Below are 17,815 nucleotides of genomic sequence, written 5' to 3' on the forward strand. Positions count from 1 at the left end.
AGCGTCAGGAGCACGGCGCGGCCGCGAGCTGAGACGCCGCGCGACAATCGTCCCGTCGATGTGCGCAGCGTCAGCGACCGATCGCATCGAGTTCCGCCACGGCGTCGTCGGGCAGGTAGAGGCCGGCGCCGGCGATGTTCTCGCGCAGGTGGGCCACCGTCGAGGTACCGGGGATGAGCAGGACGTTCGGCGAGCGCCGCAGCAGCCACGCCAGGGCGACCGACAGCGGCGTGGCGCCCAGGCGCTCCGCCACCGCATGCAGCGTCTCGGACTGCAGCGGCGAGAAGCCGCCGAGGGGGAAGTACGGCACGTAGGCGATGCCCTGCCCGGCCGTGAGCTCGACGAGGTCGTCATCGCCGCGGCGGGCGATGTTGTACAGGTTCTGCACGCACACCACCGGGGCGATCCGCTGGGCCTCGGCGAGTTGCTCGGCGTTGACGGTGCTCAGGCCGAGATGGCGGATCAGGCCCTGCCGCCGCAGGTCGGCGAGCGCGCCGAACTGCTCGGCGATCGAGCCGGCCTCGGGCGCCTCGAGGCCGCCGACGCGCAGGTTGACCACGTCGAGGGTTTCCAGGCCGAGGTTGCGCAGGTTGTCGTGGACCTGCTCGCGCAGCTGCGCGGGGGTGCGGGACTGCGGCCAGCCACCTTGCTCGTCGCGGCGGGCACCGACCTTCGTGACGATGTGGACGCCGGCCGGGTACGGCGCGAGCGCCTCGCGGATGATCTCGTTGGTGATGTGCGGGCCGTAGAAGTCCGCGGTGTCGATGTGGTTGATGCCGAGTGCGACGGCCGTGCGCAGCACGGCGAGGGCGGCGGCGCGGTCCTTCGGCGGGCCGAAGACGCCGGGGCCGGCCAGCTGCATGGCGCCGTAGCCGAAGCGGGTGAGGTCGAGGTCGCCGGTGCGGTACACCCCGCCGGGAAGGTCGTTGCCTGTCATGCCTCCACGGTGCACCGGCCGGGGGTGACCAGGCAGGGTCTCCCGGCCGGCTACAGCCACGGCTCGGCGTGCCGGCCGCTGATCGGCAGGCGGTGGAAGGGGATCGGCCGGTCCGCCGACCACGGCGCCGGCGGCGCGGTGGTGAGCGAGGCGAAGCGCAGCAGGGCGGCCTCGTAGCCGGCCCGGCACCCGACGAACTCCAGCCAGCACCGGTCGCGGTCCGACCGTAACCGGGCGCCGGCGGCGCTCAGCCGGTCGCAGGCCGCGTCGAACTCCGCGCGACTGACCGCGATCAGGCCTGGCGACCCCGGCACCGGGCCGCGGGGCATGTGGAAGTAGTCCCCGATCCGTTGCAGTGCGAGGCTCCCGGCCCGCAGGCACAGCCGGGCGTGCGACGGCTGGATGTCGCGCGCGGCGAACGCCGAGGAGACCAGCGCGGCGGCGTCCAGCACCGCGCCGGCCGCGGTGACCCAGTGCCGCTGCGGCGACGGGGACCGGAAGAACGCCAGCAGCGGGTTGGACGAGTGTGTCTCCTCGATCTCGTTGAACCAGCGGGTCCAGTCGTGCCAGTACTCGTCGAGCAGCGCGATGCCGTTGGCCTGCAGCAGCCGCTCCAGCAGGCCAACGGCCGACGGCGGGGAGCCGGCCTCGGCCTCCAGCGCGGTGACGAGCAGCTCCCGGCGGGAGTAGCTGCCGTACAGCGCCGGCAGGTAGCTCACGACCAGGGCGAGCAGCCCCAGGCCCAGCGACGCCTCCACGAACTGCACCGCTCCGCTGACGACGCCGCCCGGCTGGTGGAAGCCGAGCGTGAGCAGCGACGAGCCGCTGTCGAGGAAGGCGTTCTGCCACGGTTGCACGCCCAGCGTCCAGTACAGGCCGGCGAACCCGACGAGCGTGAGGGTCAGCCAGACACCCGGCAGCGCCAGCAGCGTCACCGGCGCGAACAGCACCAGGATGCGGTCGCGCTCGCGGTAGGTGCGGGCCGAGCGCAGCCGCAGGTCGAACACCGCCCGCACGGCGGCCATGACCCACCGGGTCAGCAGTACCGCGGTCCCACGCGGTATCACCAGGGTGTGCACCACCGACAGCGCGGTGAGCACGACGATCGCCACGGACAGCAGCCCGACGACCGGCATCAGGATGGCATGAACCATGGCGACAGGCCCGCCGGCAGGGGACTCGGTATTCCACCGTACCGCGCGGCCCGCGGGGCTCAGCCGGCGGGCGTCAGGCGGATGAGGTTCCAGGAGGCGCCGGCCAGCCGCACCGTGCCGCGGCCGGCGTCGAGGGCCGGCGGGTCGAGGCGCCGCGGTGCGACCGCGTCCGGGTGCCCGGCGGTGTTCACGGCGTCGCCCGCGGCGATGGCGAGGTGCTCGGCCACGGCGAGGCCGGGCAGGCCGCGGACGTCGAGGTCGACGGCGAGGTCGGTCTCGGCGCGGTTCACGGCGAACACCGACAGGGCGCCGGTCTCCTCGTCGTGCACGGCGACGGTGGACAGCGAGGGCACGGCGCCGTACCGGGCCGTGTCGTGCGACGGTCCGGCCGGCTCGGTGCGCAGCACGGTGCCGCGCGCATACCGTGCGGTGAGGGCGAACGGGTGGAAGATGCTCTGCCGCCAGGCCGGGCCGCCGTCGCGGGTGCGGATCGGGCCGATGACGTTGACCAGCTGTGCCTGGCAGGCCACACCGACCCGGTCGGCGTGGCGCAGCAGCGTGACGAGCAGGTCGCCGACGACGACGGCGTCGGTGGCGGTGTACTCGTCCTCGAGCAGCGGCGGCGCCGACGTCCAGGCGGGGCGCTCCGCGTCCTGGGGCCTGGACATGTACCACACGTTCCACTCGTCGAAGGAGATCTTCAACCGCCGGGTGTGGCGGTGCTTCGCCGCGACGTGGTCCGCGGTGGCCACGACGTCGGCGATGAACGCGTCCATGTCCACGGCGGAGGCGAGGATGCTGGCCCGGTCACCGTCGGTCGGGTCGTAGTAGCTGTGCGCCGAGATGTAGTCGACGTGCTCGTAGGTGTGCTCGAGGACGGTCGCCTCCCAGGCCGCGAACGTCGGCATGCCGCGGCCCGAGCTGCCGCAGGCGACCAGGCTCACGCCGGGGTCGATCATCTTCATCGCGCGGGCGGTCTCGGCGGCGAGCCGGCCGTACTCCTCGGCGGTCTTGTGCCCGATCTGCCACGGGCCGTCGAGTTCGTTGCCCAGGCACCACAGGCGGATGCCGTAGGGCTCCGCCGCGCCGTGCCGGCGGCGCAGGTCGGACAGGTGCGTGCCGCCGGGGTGGTTGGCGTACTCGAGCAGGTCGCACGCCTCCTGCACGCCCCGGGTGCCGAGGTTGACGGCCATCATCGGCTCGACGCCGGCGGCGCGGGCCCAGACCATGAACTCGTTCAGGCCGAACGCGTTCGTCTCGACGCTCTTCCAGGCCGGGTCGAGCCGTCGCGGGCGGTCCCCCACTGGGCCGACGCCGTCCTCCCAGCGGTACCCGGAGACGAAGTTGCCGCCCGGGTACCGCACGACGCTCACGCCGAGCTCGCGGGTGAGCTCGAGGACGTCGCCGCGCAGCCCGAGCGCGTCGGCGGCCGGGTGGCCGGGCTCGAAGACGCCGCCGTAGACGCAGCGGCCCAGGTGTTCCACGAACGACCCGAACAGCCGCCGGTCGGCCTCGCCGATGCGGAACGCGGGATCGATGACGACGCGTGCGGTATCCACGGCAGCTTTTCTACCGCATCGAAGCCGGACCGCCCGGCGAGGACGAGATAATCTGGCAGTGAGGCCTGCTACGGCACCGCTCGCGGCTCCATGAAACTTGGAGGAGGCGAGGTGGCGTTGAAGGTTGACGTCCCGCCGGCGCTCGTGTGCGGCGAGGTGGACGAGGGATACGGGCCGGTGGCCGACGCGTTCCGGCGAAACTTCGCGGAGCGTGGTGAGATCGGTGCGGCGTGTGCGGTGTACCGCGACGGGCGCAAGGTCGTCGACCTGTGGGGCGGCTACCGGGACGGCGCGACCCGCGCGCCGTGGCGTTCGGACACCGTCGTGGCGATGTTCTCCACCACGAAGGGCGTCGCGTCGCTGACCCTGGCGTTGGCGCACTCCCGGGGACTGTTGGACCACGACAGACCGGTTGCCGCGTACTGGCCCGAGTTCGCCTGGCGGGGCAAGGGTGAGACCACCGTCCGCCAGCTGCTGTCCCACCAAGCCGGCCTGCCGGTGCTCGACATCCCGCTGACCGTCGCCGACATGAGTGACCTCGACGTGGTCGCCTCGGCGATCGCGTTGCAGCGGCCGCTCTGGCCGGCCGGCACCAGGCATGGCTACCACGGCATCACGCTGGGCTGGTACGAGGGCGAGCTCCTGCGCCGGGTCGACCCCGCCGGACGGTCGCTGGGGCGGTTCTTCGCCGAGGAGCTCGCGGCGCCACTCGGCATCGACTTCTACATCGGCCTGCCGGACGGCTTCGACCCGCAGCGCCGCGCGACGATCCACGGCCGCAGCAGGTGGGAGATGCTCCTGCACGTTCGCAAGGTCCCGAGGCACTTCCTGCTCGGCATGCTCACGCCACACAGCCTGACCCTGCGGGCGTTCGCCAACCCGCCGGAGCTGCTGGTCGCCGTGAACTACAACCGTCTCGACCTGCTGCGCGTCGAGCTGCCCGCGGGCAACGGCATCGGCGAGGCGCGTGCCGTCGCGGCGGCCTACGGCGCCGCGGTGACAGGAACGCTGGGCCTGAACGCGCACACCCTGGACGCGCTCGTCCAGCCGGCCCGGCCACCCAGCGGCGGGCTGGAAGACCTGGTGCTCCGGGTGCCGGCGGTGTACTCGCTCGGCTACTGCAAGCCGGCTCCCGGCTGGCCGTTCGGCGGCACGGCGGACACCGCGTTCGGCACGGCCGGCAACGGCGGCTCGTTCGGCTTCGGCGATCCCGAGACCGGCATCGGGTACTGCTATGCGCCGAACCGCCTCGGGTTGGAGCTCTTGGACGACCCGCGCGAGCTCGCCCTGCGCGAGGCGCTCTACCGCGACGTCCTGGGCGAACGACCACAGCGCCCCCAGGCGTGACCGGTAGTCGCGGCGGCCAATGTCGTTCGACGCACTAGTCCGTGTCTGTTGCCATATTGTGTGACACACACTATCGTGTGATGCATGCCCGACGATGAACTCGTGTCGGCCCATCTGCAGGAGCTACGACGCGGCACCGTGGTGCTCGCCTGCCTGCTGATCCTCGAGCGGCCCAACTACGGATACGCGCTGCTCGACCAGCTCGAGCGCAGTGGGTTCGCCGTCGACGCCAACACGCTCTACCCGCTCCTGCGCCGGCTCGAGAAGCAGGGGCTGCTCACCAGCGACTGGAACACCGAGGAGTCCCGGCCGCGGAAGTTCTACCGCACCAGCGACCAGGGCAAGGCGCTCGCCGACGCCCTGCGCCGCGACTGGGACGCGCTCGACGGCGCGTTCCGTGCCCTCAACGACGACAGCGCCCTCAACGTCTCGAAAGGCGAGCCATGACCGCCACGACCACCCTCACCGACCGCTACGTCGACGCCACCATGCGCCGGCTGCCCGGCCGGCAGCGACCCGACATCGAGCAGGAGCTGCGGACCTCGATCGCGGACGCCATCGAGGACCGCGTCGGAGCCGGAACCGATCCCGGGGAGGCCGAGCGCGCGGTGCTGTCCGAGCTCGGCGACCCGGCCCGGCTCGCCGCCGGCTACGCGGACCGGCCACTGCACCTCGTCGGCCCGGCGCTGTACCTGGACTACATGCGGCTGCTCACCACGCTGCTCGCGACGGTGGTGCCGGCCGTCGCCGGATTCGTCGGGCTGATGCGGGCGCTGTCGGGCGACGGTACCGCCGCCGGCATCGCGGCCGCGACCGCCAGCGCGGCCGTCACGACCGCGGCGCACGTCGCGTTCTGGACCACACTGCTCTTCGCGATCATCGAGCGGACCCCGGCGCAGCGGGCGAGACTGGCCCGGCCGTGGACGCCGGCGGCGCTACCCGAGCAGCCGGGCCGACGGATGCGGCAGGCCGAGCTGGTCACCGAAACCCTGCTGCTCATCCTCATCTCGACGTTCATCCTGCTCTCGCCGTTCGTCAGCGCCGAGACCGACGCGTCCGGCGAGCCGATCGGCCTGTTCTCACCGTGGCTGTGGGACACCGGCGCCGTGTACGTCTTCATCGCCCTCGCCGTCGCGAACCTCGGTGTGTCCTTCGCGAAGTACCACGTGCGCTGGAGCGTCGCGCGGGCCCTCACCGGCGCGCTGGTCAACATCGCCGGCGCGCTCGTGCTGGTCTGGCTCGCCGCCGGCGACCGCATCCTCAACCCCGAGTTCGCCGGCGCCGCCGGCTGGACGCCGGACGTCCAGCGGTGGGTCAACATCGGCCTCGTCATCGCCGGCGTCGTCACGATCGTGCACGCCGTCACCGAGAGCGTCGGCCTGGCGCGCCGCCGCTGATGGGAGCCTCCTCAGCCATGAAGGCCATCGTCCAAGACACGTATGGATCGACCGATGTCCTGCGCTACACCGACGTCGAGCGCCCCGACCCCGGCGCCGGCGAGGTGCTCGTCCGGGTGCGCGCCGCCGCGCTCAACCACGGCGACCGCGTCGATCTGCACGGCATCCCGGCGATCGCCCGCCTGGTCCTGGGCGTGCGCCGGCCCCGGGTGCCGATCCTCGGCCGCGCCGTGGCCGGCACCGTCGAGCGCATCGGCGCGAACGTGACCGCCTGGCGCCCCGGCGACGAGGTGCTGGCCGAGACGGTCAAGCGGGCGTTCGCCGAATACGTGGCGGTACCGGCGACGGCCCTCGCCGCCAAGCCGGAAACGGTGACGTTCGAGCAGGCGGCCACCCTCCCGGTGTCCGGCACGACCGCGCTGCAGGCCATGCGCCTGGCCGGCGTCGACACCACCCCCGGCCGCAGCGTCCTGATCAACGGCGCCTCCGGCGGCGTGGGGACCTTCGCCGTCCAACTGGCCAAGGTGTACGGCGCACACGTCACCGGCGTCTGCAGCACCCGCAACGCCGAACACGTCCGCGCGCTCGGCGCCGACCGGATCGTCGACTACACCCGCGAGGACCTCACCCGCGGGACGGGCCGGTTCGACGTCATCGTCGACCTCGCCGGCAGCCACCCGCTCGGCGAGATGCGCCGCCTGCTCACCCCGGACGGCGTCTATGTCGCCTCCAGCGGCACCGGCGGCCCGCTGCTCGGCCCGCTCCCCCGCCTGCTCGCCATCGTGGTGACGGCACCGCTGCGCGGGGGCCGCCTGCGCACGCTCACCGCGCGGCCGAACGCCGCGGACCTGGCCACGCTCGCCGGCCTGGTCGCCGCCGGCCGGCTCACCCCGGTCGTCGAGCGGACCCGCCCCCTGAGCGAGACCGCCGACGCGCTGCGCGTCCTGGAGACCGAGCACGCCCGCGGCAAGACCGTCCTGACCGTGTGACCGGGGCTCACGAGCGCTCAGAGGCGGGCGGCCACGGCGGAACGTAGCTCGGGCAGCCGGTCGTGCAGCAGGCCGGGGCACTGGGTGTTGTTGAAGTCCTTGTGCCCGTAGATCTCGGTGGCCGGGATCGCGTACTGCTGGCAGGTGAACGCGCAGAACGCCACGAGACTGTTCCACAGCGCCTGGGGCGGCTGCTCGGTGAGGTAGGTCCCCTCGTTCTCGATGCCGATGGCCTGGTCGTTCTGGCCCACGCAGTGCGCGCCCTGCACCATCGTCTGGCCGTGCAGCAGCGCGTACAGGCTGCCGTTGCGCCCCTCGGTCAGCCAGCCGCCGCGGCTGTTGGTGAAGTGCTGCCCGCTGTCGATCCAGCCGTTGGTGTCCATGTGCAGGTTCTGGATGTCGCGGGAGTTCTGGAACGCGTGCGCCTGGGAGGAGTCGGTGGAGTTGGCCATCGCCGTGTGGTGCACGATGATCTTGTTGGGCCGGTGCTGAACGATGGTGAGCGCGCCGGACGGCGCGCGGGCACCCCAGGCGCCGCAACTGGCGATCGAGACCTGCTCGACCGAGGCCTGAGCGGGCTCGCCGGCCGCGAGCACCGCGGACGCGCCACCCAGCAGGACGGCGCCGCGCAGGACCTCACGGCGGCTGAGACGGGCCATGGAAGCCTCCCGATGTCGATGGTGCCAATTTTCCGACTTCACGAGCGTTCGTAAACTTCCTCCGCCCGGGCACGCTACACCTGGCGATCTCGCCGTGTCCATCGATTACTATCGTTTGATCCCGCGACCGAACGTTCGCAAGAACTTCGATGGCAGTCTATTGAAAGTTTTCGACGATCGTGAGCTAATCAGCGAAGCTCTTTGCCGAACAGGCGGAGCTACCCCGGAAACCCAGTCCGGCCCGGCGCAACCGGCCCGGCCGGACTGGGCTGAACCACCCCCAGAAGGAGGCACAACGTGACCCATCGACGGCTCGGCGCACTGGCTGCGCTGTCCGTGGCGGCCACGCTGGTCGTCAGCGTCCTGATCGGCAGCCCCGCATCGGCTGCCACCGTCACGTACGGTCAGGACGTGTCCGGCTACCAGGGCAACGTCAACTGGTCGGCCCAGTGGAACGCGGGTTCGCGGTTCGCGTACATCAAGGCGACCGAGGGCACGTACTACACCAACCCGTACTTCGCCCAGCAGTACAACGGGTCGTACAACATCGGGATGATCCGTGGCTCGTACCACTTCGCGATCCCGAGCGACTCCGGCGGCGCCACGCAGGCGGACTACTTCGTCAACCACGGCGGCGGCTGGTCCAAGGACGGCAAGACCCTGCCCGGCGCGCTGGACATCGAGTACAACCCGTACGGCGCGACCTGCTACGGGTTCTCCCAGGCCAACATGGTCAACTGGATCCGCGCGTTCCTGAACCAGTACTACGCCCGGACCGGGCGGTGGGCCGTCATCTACACGACCACCGACTGGTGGACCACCTGCACCGGCAACTACAGCGGCTTCTGGGCCAACTCTCCACTGTGGATCGCTCGGTACAGCAGCGCCCCCGGCACGCTGCCGGCCGGCGCCCCGACGTGGTCGTTCTGGCAGTACTCCAGCACCGGCCCCTTCGCCGGCGACTCCAACCAGTGGAACGGCGCGCTGGACCGGCTCAAGGCCCTGGCGTGCAACGGCACCTGCTGAACCGGCCCTGAAGACCGGCTCGGTCCGGAAGCCCTGCTGCGGCAGCCTTCCGGGCCGGGCCGGTCATGTCGTGGGGAAGTCACTCGCGGGGAAACAGGGGGCCGAGCGGGCCCAGGTCGATGTTGAGATCCTCGGGCGTCAGCCCGAAGTGATCGCACAGTTCGGTCATCTGCTCCTCGAGCGCCATCAGCGTCGACCCGATGCGCTCGATCTGCTCGTCCGTGAGGTCGCCCACGTCCACCCTGCGCAGCGCCTGTCGCTCCATCAGCTGGCGCAGCAGTTCGACGACCGTGAGCACCAGCCCGGCGAAGCCGCGCTCCACCGAGTCCTGGTCGACCTCGATGCGCTGACGCGGCCGGCGGACCGGCGACGCCGATTCCCCGAGTTCGGCGGGGCGGTGCTCGGCCGGCGGTCCGGCATCGCCGCGGGGTTGGTTCATCGGGGTTCCGCCTCGGCCTCCAGGGGTGGCGCGGCGATCGTGCCCGCCGACGCCACCAGCGCGCGCAACGAGATGTAGACCAGGTCGACGTCCGCGATCGAGAGCGTCACCTCGCCCGTGATGACGACGCCGGTGGCGAGCACCCGGTCGAGCAGGTCCACGAACGCGTACCGTTCGGGCAGGAGCGCTCCGGACTGGGTGCCCGACGTCATCGCGATGCTTCCTCTTCCTTGTCGATTTCCTCGTCGATCGTGGCGAACGAGTACGGCGGCCAGGGCCCGGTCAACTGCAGGCGGATCGCCGGAAACCGGCCGGCCAGGGCCGCCACGGTGTCGCGGAACCGCTCCGCACGACCCGCGTCGACCAGATACGCGCCGTTGAGGACCATCAGGCCCGGCTCGCCGCTGAGACTGCGGTCCTGGGGCGGATGCCGCCGGGCTCCTTCGGCACACCCGCCGAGCGCCGCGTGTACCTCCTCGGCGCTGTCCAGCGCGGCCTGCTGCCGGCGCTCGCCGGCGGACAGCTCGGCGCGCCGCCGGCGCAGATAGGCCGCTCCCGCACCGGACCGGCCGCCGCCGGCCGCCGGCGCCTGCGAAGGTTCCGGCTTCGCCGGTGCGCCGGTCGCGGTGTACGCCTTGACGCCCCACTCGGTCCGGCCGGCGACCCGTTCCAGCACCGTGACGAAGTCGGCGCGCCGCTCGCTCAGCATGGCCCGGACCCGCGTGTCGTCCAGGTACACGGTGCCCAGCCGGGCGGGGACGACGGGACCGAGGCGGGCGGCGGCGGCGACGACGCCGTGATGCGCCCGCGCCACCCTCTCCAGCCAGGCCAAGTCCTCGAGGTTGCGGCGCATCGGCTCCGCACCGAACTCGTTCAGGTCGACCGGGCTCACCACGGCCGCCAGCCCCGCGGCCTCGACGACGCGCAGCGGCCCACCGCCGACCCCGGTGAGGCCGGCGACCGCGGCCGGATCGAATTCGCGGGCCACGGCGTGCAGCCAGATACCGGCATCATCAGTCATGGTCGTCACGCTCGGCCGCGTACCGCCGCGGGCGACGCTCGCTCACCCCGGTCTCGCCGGTCTCCAGCTCCTCGTACCGTCGGTCGTCCGGCTCCAGCTCCTCGCGCCGCCGGTCGCCCGGCTCCAGCTCGCCGGGCCGCTCGGCGCCCGCCTCGAGCTGCGCCGCCCGGGAACGCGACGAGAGCCACGGATCGTGCTCCCACCAGTCGATGCCCATCTGCCGGGCCGTGTCGACGGATGCGATCACCAACCGCAGCTTGATCGTGAGGAGCTCGATGTCGAGCAGGCTGACCCGGATGTCGCCCACGATCACGATGCCCCGGTCCAGTACGCGCTCGAGGATGTCGCCGAGATTCGCCGGCTCGTGGCCGGAGGCCGCGCCGCCGCCAGGCTGGCCGACGATGGAGCTCGGCTGCCGTGCAATGCTCATGTCACGCCACCTCGCTGTCGCCCTTACCCCGCGAGTACCGCCGGATCCGGCTGAATGCCACCACCGACCCGTCCACATCGAGCCGGATCCGGTAGAGGCCGAGGATGTCGCTGGAAGACGGGATGCGGCTGTCCTCGAGCACCTCGACCTCGACCACCCAGCCTTCCTCGGACCGTTGCAGGGAGGTGACGCCCAGCGTCCGTTTTCCCGTGAGCCCCGCGATGTTGTGCAGGCCGGCCCTCGCGATGTCATCCGGCGACGGCGCCTCCCGCCGCCGCGGCTCTGGCTCTTCTTCCCGGCGGGCCCTGGCCGTCATCCGGGTACGCCGCTTCGGCTCGGCAGCGTCGTACGCTTCATCGCTGTACTTGTCGTCGGCTCGCGTGTCGCGAGCCCTCCGCACATCCGGCACTTGTCCGCCCCCTAGTCACCTGCCCCGGCGGTCGTCGATCCTCCGGCGCCGGACGGCCGGAAGAGCCTGCCGAGGAGCTCCTCCTCCTGCCGGGCGGCTTCCTCCTCGCCGATGCGCCCCTCGGCCCGAGCCTCCTCGATCTCCTCGATCTGGCGCCGGATCACGTTCGGGTCGTACAGCTGATGCTCGGCCTGTTCGCGCAGCACATTCCCCAGCCAGACGACGCCGCGGACCGGCGCGAACGGCAGGGTCAGAATCCCCGATACCAGGCCCACGGCTATCCCTCCGGCTTGAGCGCCGTGACGAAGTCGTACGGTGCCAAGGGACCCAGCAGGCGTAGCTTGGCCCGGCCGTCCCAGTCCCGCGCGGCCCCCTCCACGGCCTTCACGAGCTCCGCCTCGCGGGCGGTCTCCACGAGGGCGGCCACGTTGGCGGCGTCGAGCTCGTGCGACGGCTCCCGTACGTTCACCCCGACGCTCAGCGGGGTGAGCACCTCGGTCAGCTTCTGGGTGTCCGCCTGGCGCTTGGCCTCGATCGCCTGGTTGATGAGCTCGCCGAGCCTCATGCGCTCGTTGCGGGTCACGTCTTCCGGCTTGCCGCGGATCGCCTCGCGCAGCCGCGCCACCTCCGGATTCTCCCGGACTATCTCCCCGAGCACCGCCGCCTCGACGTAGCGGACCCGCACGATGTACTCGGCCTTGCCGTCGAGCTCCTGCAGCGCGGCGTCGAACTCGTCGTGATGGGGCGCGAGAAACTCGTCGACCACCGCACCCTTGTCCGCCAGCACCGCGCCGAACCGGATCGGCAGCACCGGCACCTCGGCCGCGGTCGCGTCCAGCAGCCGCTCGTGGGCCAGGAGTTCGTCCGGCCGGCCGAGCGGCCGCTCGACGTCGATCTCGCTCACCAGGGCAGCGATCTTGTCGTGCCGCACGAGCTTCACCGGAGCCGGCGGGTCGCCTACGCCTCGGGCTTCGGAGTCCACCTCGACATCGGACGGCAGGACGGCGTACATGTATATGCCCGCCCTCGTTGTGCGTTCGGTACCCTCGACCGACTCAGTGGCCGCAGACATCTCACTCCTCCTCGGCCCGGCGGCGACGGTGCGCCCGTTCCGGCTCCCGACGGTCGCCGAGCAGGTCCTTCAACGTGTCGCCGGCGCTCTCCACGACCCCCTCCAGGGCCCCCTTCGTCTTGCGCCTGGCGCCGCCCTGTTCCATGTCGCCCACGAGCTCGGGCAATCCCATCTTGTCCTGGGAAATGTCCAGCCGGTTCACCGCTTCCGCGAAACGCAGGTACGTGTCGACGCTCGCCACCACGATGCGCGCGTCGATGGTCAGCACTTCGATGCCGACCAGCGACACCCGCACGTACGCGTCGATGACCAGTCCCTTGTCGAGAATCGTGTCGATGACATCGGCCAGCGTGCCCGAGGACGGGCGCGCGAGGTCTCCGCCGCCTGCCGGTTGCACAGCCGTGGTCATGGCTCCTCACTCCTCGGTCAACGGACTCTCGCCCGTGTACTCGGCTGCCGCCTCCGCAGCGGCGGCTCCTGCTCCTCCGGCTCTTCCTCAAGCTCTTCTTCCTCGGGCTCTTCCTCTTCTTCTTCCTCAAGCTTTTCCTCGCCCGGTTCCTCGGGCGTTTCCTCGCCCTGTTCCGCGCGGCGTTGCTGCTCTTCCTGTTCCTGCTCCTCCGCGAGCGCCGTTTCGTGGTCCTTGACGACCTCGCCGTCGCGGATCTCGCCGCGCCAGCCCTCGACCTCGTCCGGGTTCAGGATCGTGCGCGTCATGACGTGCCGGCGGAAGTGCTTGAACTCCAGCCGCGCGCGGCGGCCCTGGGCGCGCCACAGGTTCCCGGTCTGCTCGAACAGGCCCTGCGGGAAGTACTCCAGCACGAGCAGGATGCGGGTCAGGTTGGGCGCCAGCTCGTGGAACGTCACCGTGCCGTCGGCGCGCCCCTTCGGGCCCTTCGAGCGCCACACGATGCAATAGTCCGGAATCTGCTGGACGATCGTCGCCTCCCAGTCGCGGTGCGACCACCAGACCTGCGCCTTCCAGCTGCTCTTCTCGTCGGACTCCTTCTTGACGTTCTCGAGCTTCTTCATGAAGCTCGGCAAGTCCTGGAACTGCGTCCACTGGTTGTACGCGACCCGGAGCGGGACGCCGACGTCGAGCGTCTCGACGATGTTGGTGACCTTCCGGTTGAAGTTCTTGTTCGCGCCCTTGCCCTTGCCGCCGCCGAACAGGCCCTTGATCTTCTCCTTGATGCCGGCCAGACCGCCGCTGACCATCGCCGAGGTCGGGGAGCGCCCCTCGGCCATCTTCTTCGCGCCGGTCACGGCCGCCACGAGGCCGGTGCTGCCGCTGCCCTCGGCGTACTCCGTCAGCCGCTCGGTCACCGAGCCGACCTTGTCACCGAGCGAGGCCAGCACGCGCTCGCCGGCGGCCGAGGCGAGATTGCGCAACTCCTGCAGCAGCAGCTCGGTGATCTTCCCTCCGACGCCCGTCGCCGCGCCGCTCGATTTCGCCGCCATGGCGGATCACCTGCCCCGCCGCCGCACGGGCGGCCGACCGGCCTCGGGACGCGAACGGGCGACGCCCGACGGCGACTCGCGCTCCTCGTAGGGCTCGTCGTACTCTTCGTCTTCCTCCTCGGCGCGCGGCGCGGCCGGGGGCCGGCGCCGGGGCCGCTCCTCCTCCGGGTATCCCTCTTCGCGCGCCCGAGGCGCGGGACGACGGCGGGGACGCTCCTCTTCCTCGTACTCCTCCTCGCGCTCCGCGGAAGGACGCCGTCGCGGCCGGGCCCTCTCCTCTTCCGGCTCCGCCTCGCGGGGCCGCCGCCTGCCGACGGGCTGGCGCAGCAGATCGGCACGATCGCGAAGCCGATCGGTGACCGATTCGATCTGACCGGTGACGGCGGCCCTGGCCGCGTCCTTGCCCGCCGCCACCAGGGGAGCGCCGAGTTCGGCGAGTCTGCCCAGCTCCTTGGATCCGCTGAGGGCCCTCACCCCCCGCTGCAGGATGTCGCCCGGCCCGCTGATCCGGCCGGCGAGCGCTGCCGCGGCCAGCACGAGCCCCCAGCGCAGTTTGTGCTGGCGCCCCAGGAGATAACCCACCCCGGCGGCGAGCAACACCTGCGTCCGGCAGTTCATGGCCCCTCCTTCCGCCCCGGATCCAGCATCCGTGGGTCCGAAGAATCGCCCGAATTGGGCGACCTACCCGGGGCGGCGACCACGAAACAGATCCGCGGATGCGTCGGTCGGCTGCCCGAGATCGCCCGGCGGCGGGCCGACATCTGGCGATCGAGGCGCTGCCGGTCTGCTCAGGACTGGTCGTAGCGGTAGAGGTCGTACTTGGCCATGATGCCGGTGAGCTTCACGGTGTACCACCGTCCGCCGTGCGCGGAGCCCGCCAGGACCCGTCACGGTGCAGTGCCGTTGCATCGACAGCAGCGTTGCAATTTGTCAGGGTTTGTTAGGGGCGCGGAAACTGCGCCACCCGGTGACCGGGCTCGGCGGGGGGCCGGTCAGTGCGTGCCGGGCGACACGGACTCCGTCGCGGTGCTGCCGGACGGCGCGGGCGAGACGCTCGTGGAGCGCGAGGGCGTGACGGACGGCGAGGGCGGCGCCGACGACTCCGGCGCCGAGGCCGAGGCCGAAGCCGAAGGCGACGGTGAGGCCGGCGCCGAGGAGGGCGACGGCGAGAAGGCGGGTCCGGTCGTCCGGCTCACCGAGGGCTTCGGGGACCGGGACGTCGGCACCGGCACGGGCGCGATCGTGGTCGCCGCGGGGTGGGACGGCGCCGCGGCGGGCACGCACGCCCGCGGGTCGAGCGCGGCGTCGGCGCACGGCGGGTCGTCGGGCGGCACCGCCGCCACCCCGGGCGGGTGGCCGAACCACGGCATCCCCGGGCCCGGCCCCACCTGGCCGAGGGCCGCCACGGTGCCCAGCAGCAAGGCCGCCGCGCCGGCCGAGGCGACGACCGCGCGCACGGTCCACCGCATGCGCCCGCGGGCGCGGGGCCGGCCCGTGCGCGGCACGGCCGCATCGACCCGCGTCTCGGCGCCGGCGGTGAGGAAGGCCGGCAGTTCCACGGAGGCCCCGGCGATCCCGGCGAGCGTCAGGGCCGCCTCGTCGCTGGACGGCCGCAGCGACGGCTCCGGGCTCAGGCACCGGCTCGCGAACGCCACGAGCGCGTCGGGGGGCCGGTGGCCGGGACGGTCGTCGAAGCACGCGGCCAGCAGCGCGCCGAGCGCCTGCACGTCGGCGGACGCGCCGTCGGGGTCGTCCAGCATGTCGCCGGCGAACCCGATCACCTTCGCGCCGACGTCGGCGAGCACGACCTTGGCCGGGATGAGCGTCCCGTGGCTCACCCATCGGCCGTGCGCCTCCGCGAGTGCGGCGGCGACCTCGGCGCCGATGCGCGCCGCCTCCGGCCAGGCCAGCGGGCCCGCCGCGAGGCGCTCGGCCAGGGACGGCCCGTCGGCCAGCTCCATCACCACGAACGGCGTCTCGCCCCGCAGCGGCAGCTCGGCGACGCCGACGTCGTAGACCGCGGCGACGTTGGAGTGCGTCAGCCGCGCGGCGGTCCGCCCGGCGGCGAGGAACTCCTCCGCGCGCCCGGGACGGTCCGGACGCAGCAGCCGGACCGCGACGGGTCGCCGCAGCAGCGCGTCGTAGCCGCGCCAGATCTCCGCCGTGGCGCCGTTGCCGGCAAGGCGGTCCAAGCGGTACCGGCCTTCCAGCTCCATGTCGCCTGCGGTGTCCTTGTCCGTGCCGGGGAAAATCGAACCGCCTTCGAGTATGCCCGCTTCCGGCGCCCTCCGCAGGACAAGCGGCGCACCGTTGTAAGAGTGCAATAATTTGCCCGCACCGCCGCCGCGAATGTGACGGTCCCGTGTCATTGCTCCGGCGGCCGGGAACAGGCCTGGCCTCCGGAGATCGCCAATCGGTACCGTGCGGATCCGAGACCGCAGGCGATGACGGGAGACTGCAGCGGTGCCGAGGTTCGCGCGACGCTACCGGCTGGTGAGCCAGGCCGGCTCGGGCGGCATGGCCGAGGTGTGGCGCGCCGTCGACACCCGGCTGGACCGCACCGTCGCGATCAAGCTGCTGCTGCCGGAGCTCGCCGGATCGGCCCGCGCCCGCGAGCGGGCCGCCGCCGAGGCGCGCGCGGTCGCCCGGATCAACCATCCGAATGTCGCCGCCGTGTTCGACGCCGGCCACCGCCCGCGCGGCCTGCGCCGCCCGGCGCCGTATCTGGTGATGGAGTACGTCGACGGCGAGACCCTCGACCACCGTCTCGCCGGCTCCGCCGCGCTGGACTGGCGCGATGCCGTGCGCATCGCCGTCCAGGTCGCCGACGCCCTCTCGGCCGCCCACCTGCATCGCGTGGTGCACCGCGACATCAAGCCCGGCAACATCATGCTGACCCCCTCGCGCGTGAAGGTGGTCGACTTCGGGCTCTCGTGGATCGTCGGCACCGGCCCGGCCGGCCCGCAGGACGTGCTGCTGGGCACGCCCGAGTATATGGCGCCCGAGCAGCTGCGCGGCGAGCCCGTGACGGCGGCGGCCGACATGTACGCGTTCGGGGTCGTGCTGTACCAGATGCTGACCGGCGCGCTGCCCTGGGCCGACGCCACCCGGCACGCCCTGGTCCGGCAGCGCCGGGCGGCCTCGGTCCAGGGCCAGGTGCGGCTGCCGCCGACAGCCGGGGTGCCGGCCGAAATCGCCGCCCTGGTCGACGGCTGCCTCGCCGACGAGGCCGATCGGCGGCCGTCCAGCCGGCACGCCGCCGGCGTGCTGCGCTCGGCGCTGGCGACGCACGCGGGCGAGGCGCAGGCCGAGGTCGCCGTTCCCGGGCCGCACACCCCGCCGCGCGGGCCCGAGCGCCCCCGGTACCCGTGCATGGTTCCCTGGCAGTCCCGGCCGACCCAGCCGGCCCGGCCAGCCGGGCCCGACCGCCGGTCGCGGCGCCGGGCCGTGCTGGTGGCCGGGGTGGCGGCGCTCGTCGGCGCGGGCGGATGGATGCGCCCGCTGTGGACGACGCCCGCCGCGACCGCGAGCAGCGAGCAGTCCCCCGCCGCGGAGGGCTGTGTCGTGAAGTACGTCGGACACCTGACGGCAACGACCTTCGCCGCCGACCTGTCGATCGCCGGCACCACGCAGCGGCCGTGGGTGCTGCGCTTCCGGGTTCCGCCGGGGCAGCAGGTCACGCAGGCAACCGGCACGAACTGGAGCCAGTCGGGCGCCGAGGTGACGCTGAGCGGCGACGGGCCGCTCACCGCCGGGGCGCCGGCCAAGGTCGAGCTCCTCGGCGCGATCCACCGGGCCGACGCCGGGTTTCCGACCGCTTTCCAGCTCGACGGGGCGTCTTGTCAGCGCATCGTGTCGATCTTCACCGTCGAGCCGGCGGATCACTGACGCCGTCCGGTCGGCGGATCCATATACGTT

At 72.4% G+C, this 17,815-nt stretch carries 20 protein-coding genes and 1 pseudogene; 6 read left to right on the top strand and 15 right to left on the bottom strand.

Annotated features, from left to right (window positions below; all coding sequences use genetic code 11):
• Positions 1-70: 70 nt before the first annotated feature.
• Genes ACGFI8_RS27415 through ACGFI8_RS27425 form a run of 3 tightly spaced genes read right to left on the bottom strand, consistent with a single transcriptional unit; the run spans position 71 to position 3,650 of the window.
• Positions 71-937, bottom strand: coding sequence for an oxidoreductase (locus ACGFI8_RS27415; protein ID WP_392809162.1), 867 nt, complete (start codon positions 935-937; stop codon positions 71-73).
• A gap of 50 nt (positions 938-987) precedes the next feature.
• Complete coding sequence (locus ACGFI8_RS27420) at positions 988-2,091, bottom strand: hypothetical protein (RefSeq protein WP_392809163.1); 1,104 nt, start codon at positions 2,089-2,091, stop codon at positions 988-990.
• 59 nt (positions 2,092-2,150) lie between these two features.
• A complete protein-coding gene (locus ACGFI8_RS27425) occupies positions 2,151-3,650 on the bottom strand; it encodes an alpha-N-arabinofuranosidase (protein WP_392809165.1) in 1,500 nt (499 codons plus the stop codon).
• A 111-nt stretch (positions 3,651-3,761) separates the two neighbouring features.
• Between ACGFI8_RS27425 and ACGFI8_RS27430 the strand changes: the two genes are divergently transcribed.
• The 4 genes from ACGFI8_RS27430 (at position 3,762) to ACGFI8_RS27445 (ending at position 7,383) form a co-directional block, all read left to right on the top strand.
• The gene (locus ACGFI8_RS27430) at positions 3,762-4,997 is read left to right on the top strand and encodes a serine hydrolase domain-containing protein (RefSeq protein ID WP_392809166.1); all 1,236 of its coding nucleotides are present in this window, start codon (positions 3,762-3,764) and stop codon (positions 4,995-4,997) included.
• A gap of 84 nt (positions 4,998-5,081) precedes the next feature.
• Positions 5,082-5,444 carry a PadR family transcriptional regulator gene (locus ACGFI8_RS27435; protein WP_392809167.1) on the top strand — a complete coding sequence of 121 codons (363 nt, stop codon included), beginning with the start codon at positions 5,082-5,084 and terminating at the stop codon, positions 5,442-5,444.
• On the top strand, positions 5,441-6,394 hold the full coding sequence (locus ACGFI8_RS27440; protein ID WP_392809168.1) for a permease prefix domain 1-containing protein: 954 nt from the start codon (positions 5,441-5,443) through the stop codon (positions 6,392-6,394). Before ACGFI8_RS27435 ends, ACGFI8_RS27440 begins: the two co-directional genes overlap by 4 nt.
• Positions 6,395-6,411: 17 nt before the next feature.
• Positions 6,412-7,383, top strand: coding sequence for an NAD(P)-dependent alcohol dehydrogenase (locus tag ACGFI8_RS27445; protein WP_392809170.1), 972 nt, complete (start codon positions 6,412-6,414; stop codon positions 7,381-7,383).
• Between the two features lie 17 nt (positions 7,384-7,400).
• On the opposite strand, the gene ACGFI8_RS27450 is transcribed toward ACGFI8_RS27445, so the two are convergent.
• Positions 7,401-8,042 (bottom strand): peptidoglycan recognition family protein, encoded by a 642-nt coding sequence (locus tag ACGFI8_RS27450; RefSeq protein ID WP_392809171.1) that lies wholly within the window; start codon positions 8,040-8,042, stop codon positions 7,401-7,403.
• Positions 8,043-8,339: 297 nt separating this feature from the next.
• Here ACGFI8_RS27450 and ACGFI8_RS27455 point away from each other — a divergent pair, with 297 nt between their 5' ends.
• Positions 8,340-9,068 carry a lysozyme gene (locus tag ACGFI8_RS27455; protein ID WP_392809173.1) on the top strand — a complete coding sequence of 243 codons (729 nt, stop codon included), beginning with the start codon at positions 8,340-8,342 and terminating at the stop codon, positions 9,066-9,068.
• Between the two features lie 79 nt (positions 9,069-9,147).
• On the opposite strand, the gene ACGFI8_RS27460 is transcribed toward ACGFI8_RS27455, so the two are convergent.
• The 11 genes and pseudogenes from ACGFI8_RS27460 to ACGFI8_RS27510 form a co-directional block, all read right to left on the bottom strand.
• Positions 9,148-9,507 carry a gas vesicle protein K gene (locus ACGFI8_RS27460; protein ID WP_392809175.1) on the bottom strand — a complete coding sequence of 120 codons (360 nt, stop codon included), beginning with the start codon at positions 9,505-9,507 and terminating at the stop codon, positions 9,148-9,150.
• The gene (locus tag ACGFI8_RS27465) at positions 9,504-9,719 is read right to left on the bottom strand and encodes a gas vesicle protein (protein ID WP_392809176.1); all 216 of its coding nucleotides are present in this window, start codon (positions 9,717-9,719) and stop codon (positions 9,504-9,506) included. The genes ACGFI8_RS27460 and ACGFI8_RS27465 overlap by 4 nt, the downstream gene beginning before the upstream one ends.
• Positions 9,716-10,528 carry a GvpL/GvpF family gas vesicle protein gene (locus tag ACGFI8_RS27470; RefSeq protein ID WP_392809177.1) on the bottom strand — a complete coding sequence of 271 codons (813 nt, stop codon included), beginning with the start codon at positions 10,526-10,528 and terminating at the stop codon, positions 9,716-9,718. Before ACGFI8_RS27470 ends, ACGFI8_RS27465 begins: the two co-directional genes overlap by 4 nt.
• A gap of 226 nt (positions 10,529-10,754) precedes the next feature.
• Positions 10,755-10,871: pseudogene (gene gvpJ, locus ACGFI8_RS27475) on the bottom strand (gas vesicle protein GvpJ); the annotation flags it as partial.
• An 88-nt stretch (positions 10,872-10,959) separates the two neighbouring features.
• The gene (gene gvpO, locus ACGFI8_RS27480; RefSeq protein ID WP_392809178.1) at positions 10,960-11,367 is read right to left on the bottom strand and encodes a gas vesicle protein GvpO; all 408 of its coding nucleotides are present in this window, start codon (positions 11,365-11,367) and stop codon (positions 10,960-10,962) included.
• Positions 11,368-11,378: 11 nt separating this feature from the next.
• Positions 11,379-11,642 (bottom strand): gas vesicle protein GvpG, encoded by a 264-nt coding sequence (locus ACGFI8_RS27485; protein WP_392809179.1) that lies wholly within the window; start codon positions 11,640-11,642, stop codon positions 11,379-11,381.
• Between the two features lie 2 nt (positions 11,643-11,644).
• Positions 11,645-12,439 carry a GvpL/GvpF family gas vesicle protein gene (locus ACGFI8_RS27490; RefSeq protein ID WP_392809181.1) on the bottom strand — a complete coding sequence of 265 codons (795 nt, stop codon included), beginning with the start codon at positions 12,437-12,439 and terminating at the stop codon, positions 11,645-11,647.
• A gap of 1 nt (position 12,440) precedes the next feature.
• Positions 12,441-12,848, bottom strand: a complete 408-nt coding sequence (gvpJ, locus tag ACGFI8_RS27495; RefSeq protein ID WP_392809183.1) for a gas vesicle protein GvpJ — start codon at positions 12,846-12,848, stop codon at positions 12,441-12,443.
• A 17-nt stretch (positions 12,849-12,865) separates the two neighbouring features.
• The gene (locus tag ACGFI8_RS27500) at positions 12,866-13,897 is read right to left on the bottom strand and encodes an SRPBCC family protein (protein ID WP_392809185.1); all 1,032 of its coding nucleotides are present in this window, start codon (positions 13,895-13,897) and stop codon (positions 12,866-12,868) included.
• Between the two features lie 6 nt (positions 13,898-13,903).
• The gene (locus ACGFI8_RS27505) at positions 13,904-14,515 is read right to left on the bottom strand and encodes a hypothetical protein (RefSeq protein ID WP_392809186.1); all 612 of its coding nucleotides are present in this window, start codon (positions 14,513-14,515) and stop codon (positions 13,904-13,906) included.
• Positions 14,516-14,889: 374 nt separating this feature from the next.
• Positions 14,890-16,113: a hypothetical protein gene (locus tag ACGFI8_RS27510; protein WP_392809187.1), complete on the bottom strand. Its 1,224-nt coding sequence runs from the start codon at positions 16,111-16,113 to the stop codon at positions 14,890-14,892.
• A 247-nt stretch (positions 16,114-16,360) separates the two neighbouring features.
• Here ACGFI8_RS27510 and ACGFI8_RS27515 point away from each other — a divergent pair, with 247 nt between their 5' ends.
• Complete coding sequence (locus tag ACGFI8_RS27515; RefSeq protein WP_392809189.1) at positions 16,361-17,785, top strand: protein kinase; 1,425 nt, start codon at positions 16,361-16,363, stop codon at positions 17,783-17,785.
• Positions 17,786-17,815: the final 30 nt, after the last annotated feature.

It is taken from the genome of Dactylosporangium sp. NPDC048998 (genome assembly GCF_043197855.1).
Lineage (GTDB): Bacteria > Actinomycetota > Actinomycetes > Mycobacteriales > Micromonosporaceae > Dactylosporangium.

Excerpts from the sequence above, each read along its gene's own strand:
- ACGFI8_RS27415 (WP_392809162.1), bottom strand. The coding sequence starts at position 937 with ATGACAGGCAACGACCTTCCCGGCGGGGTGTACCGCACCGGCGACCTC.
- ACGFI8_RS27420 (WP_392809163.1), bottom strand. The coding sequence starts at position 2,091 with ATGGTTCATGCCATCCTGATGCCGGTCGTCGGGCTGCTGTCCGTGGCG.
- ACGFI8_RS27435 (WP_392809167.1), top strand. The coding sequence starts at position 5,082 with ATGCCCGACGATGAACTCGTGTCGGCCCATCTGCAGGAGCTACGACGC.
- ACGFI8_RS27440 (WP_392809168.1), top strand. The coding sequence starts at position 5,441 with ATGACCGCCACGACCACCCTCACCGACCGCTACGTCGACGCCACCATG.
- ACGFI8_RS27445 (WP_392809170.1), top strand. The coding sequence starts at position 6,412 with ATGAAGGCCATCGTCCAAGACACGTATGGATCGACCGATGTCCTGCGC.
- ACGFI8_RS27450 (WP_392809171.1), bottom strand. The coding sequence starts at position 8,042 with ATGGCCCGTCTCAGCCGCCGTGAGGTCCTGCGCGGCGCCGTCCTGCTG.
- ACGFI8_RS27460 (WP_392809175.1), bottom strand. The coding sequence starts at position 9,507 with ATGAACCAACCCCGCGGCGATGCCGGACCGCCGGCCGAGCACCGCCCC.
- ACGFI8_RS27465 (WP_392809176.1), bottom strand. The coding sequence starts at position 9,719 with ATGACGTCGGGCACCCAGTCCGGAGCGCTCCTGCCCGAACGGTACGCG.
- ACGFI8_RS27470 (WP_392809177.1), bottom strand. The coding sequence starts at position 10,528 with ATGACTGATGATGCCGGTATCTGGCTGCACGCCGTGGCCCGCGAATTC.
- ACGFI8_RS27490 (WP_392809181.1), bottom strand. The coding sequence starts at position 12,439 with ATGTCTGCGGCCACTGAGTCGGTCGAGGGTACCGAACGCACAACGAGG.
- gvpJ (WP_392809183.1), bottom strand. The coding sequence starts at position 12,848 with ATGACCACGGCTGTGCAACCGGCAGGCGGCGGAGACCTCGCGCGCCCG.
- ACGFI8_RS27500 (WP_392809185.1), bottom strand. The coding sequence starts at position 13,897 with ATGGCGGCGAAATCGAGCGGCGCGGCGACGGGCGTCGGAGGGAAGATC.
- ACGFI8_RS27505 (WP_392809186.1), bottom strand. The coding sequence starts at position 14,515 with ATGAACTGCCGGACGCAGGTGTTGCTCGCCGCCGGGGTGGGTTATCTC.
- ACGFI8_RS27510 (WP_392809187.1), bottom strand. The coding sequence starts at position 16,113 with ATGGAGCTGGAAGGCCGGTACCGCTTGGACCGCCTTGCCGGCAACGGC.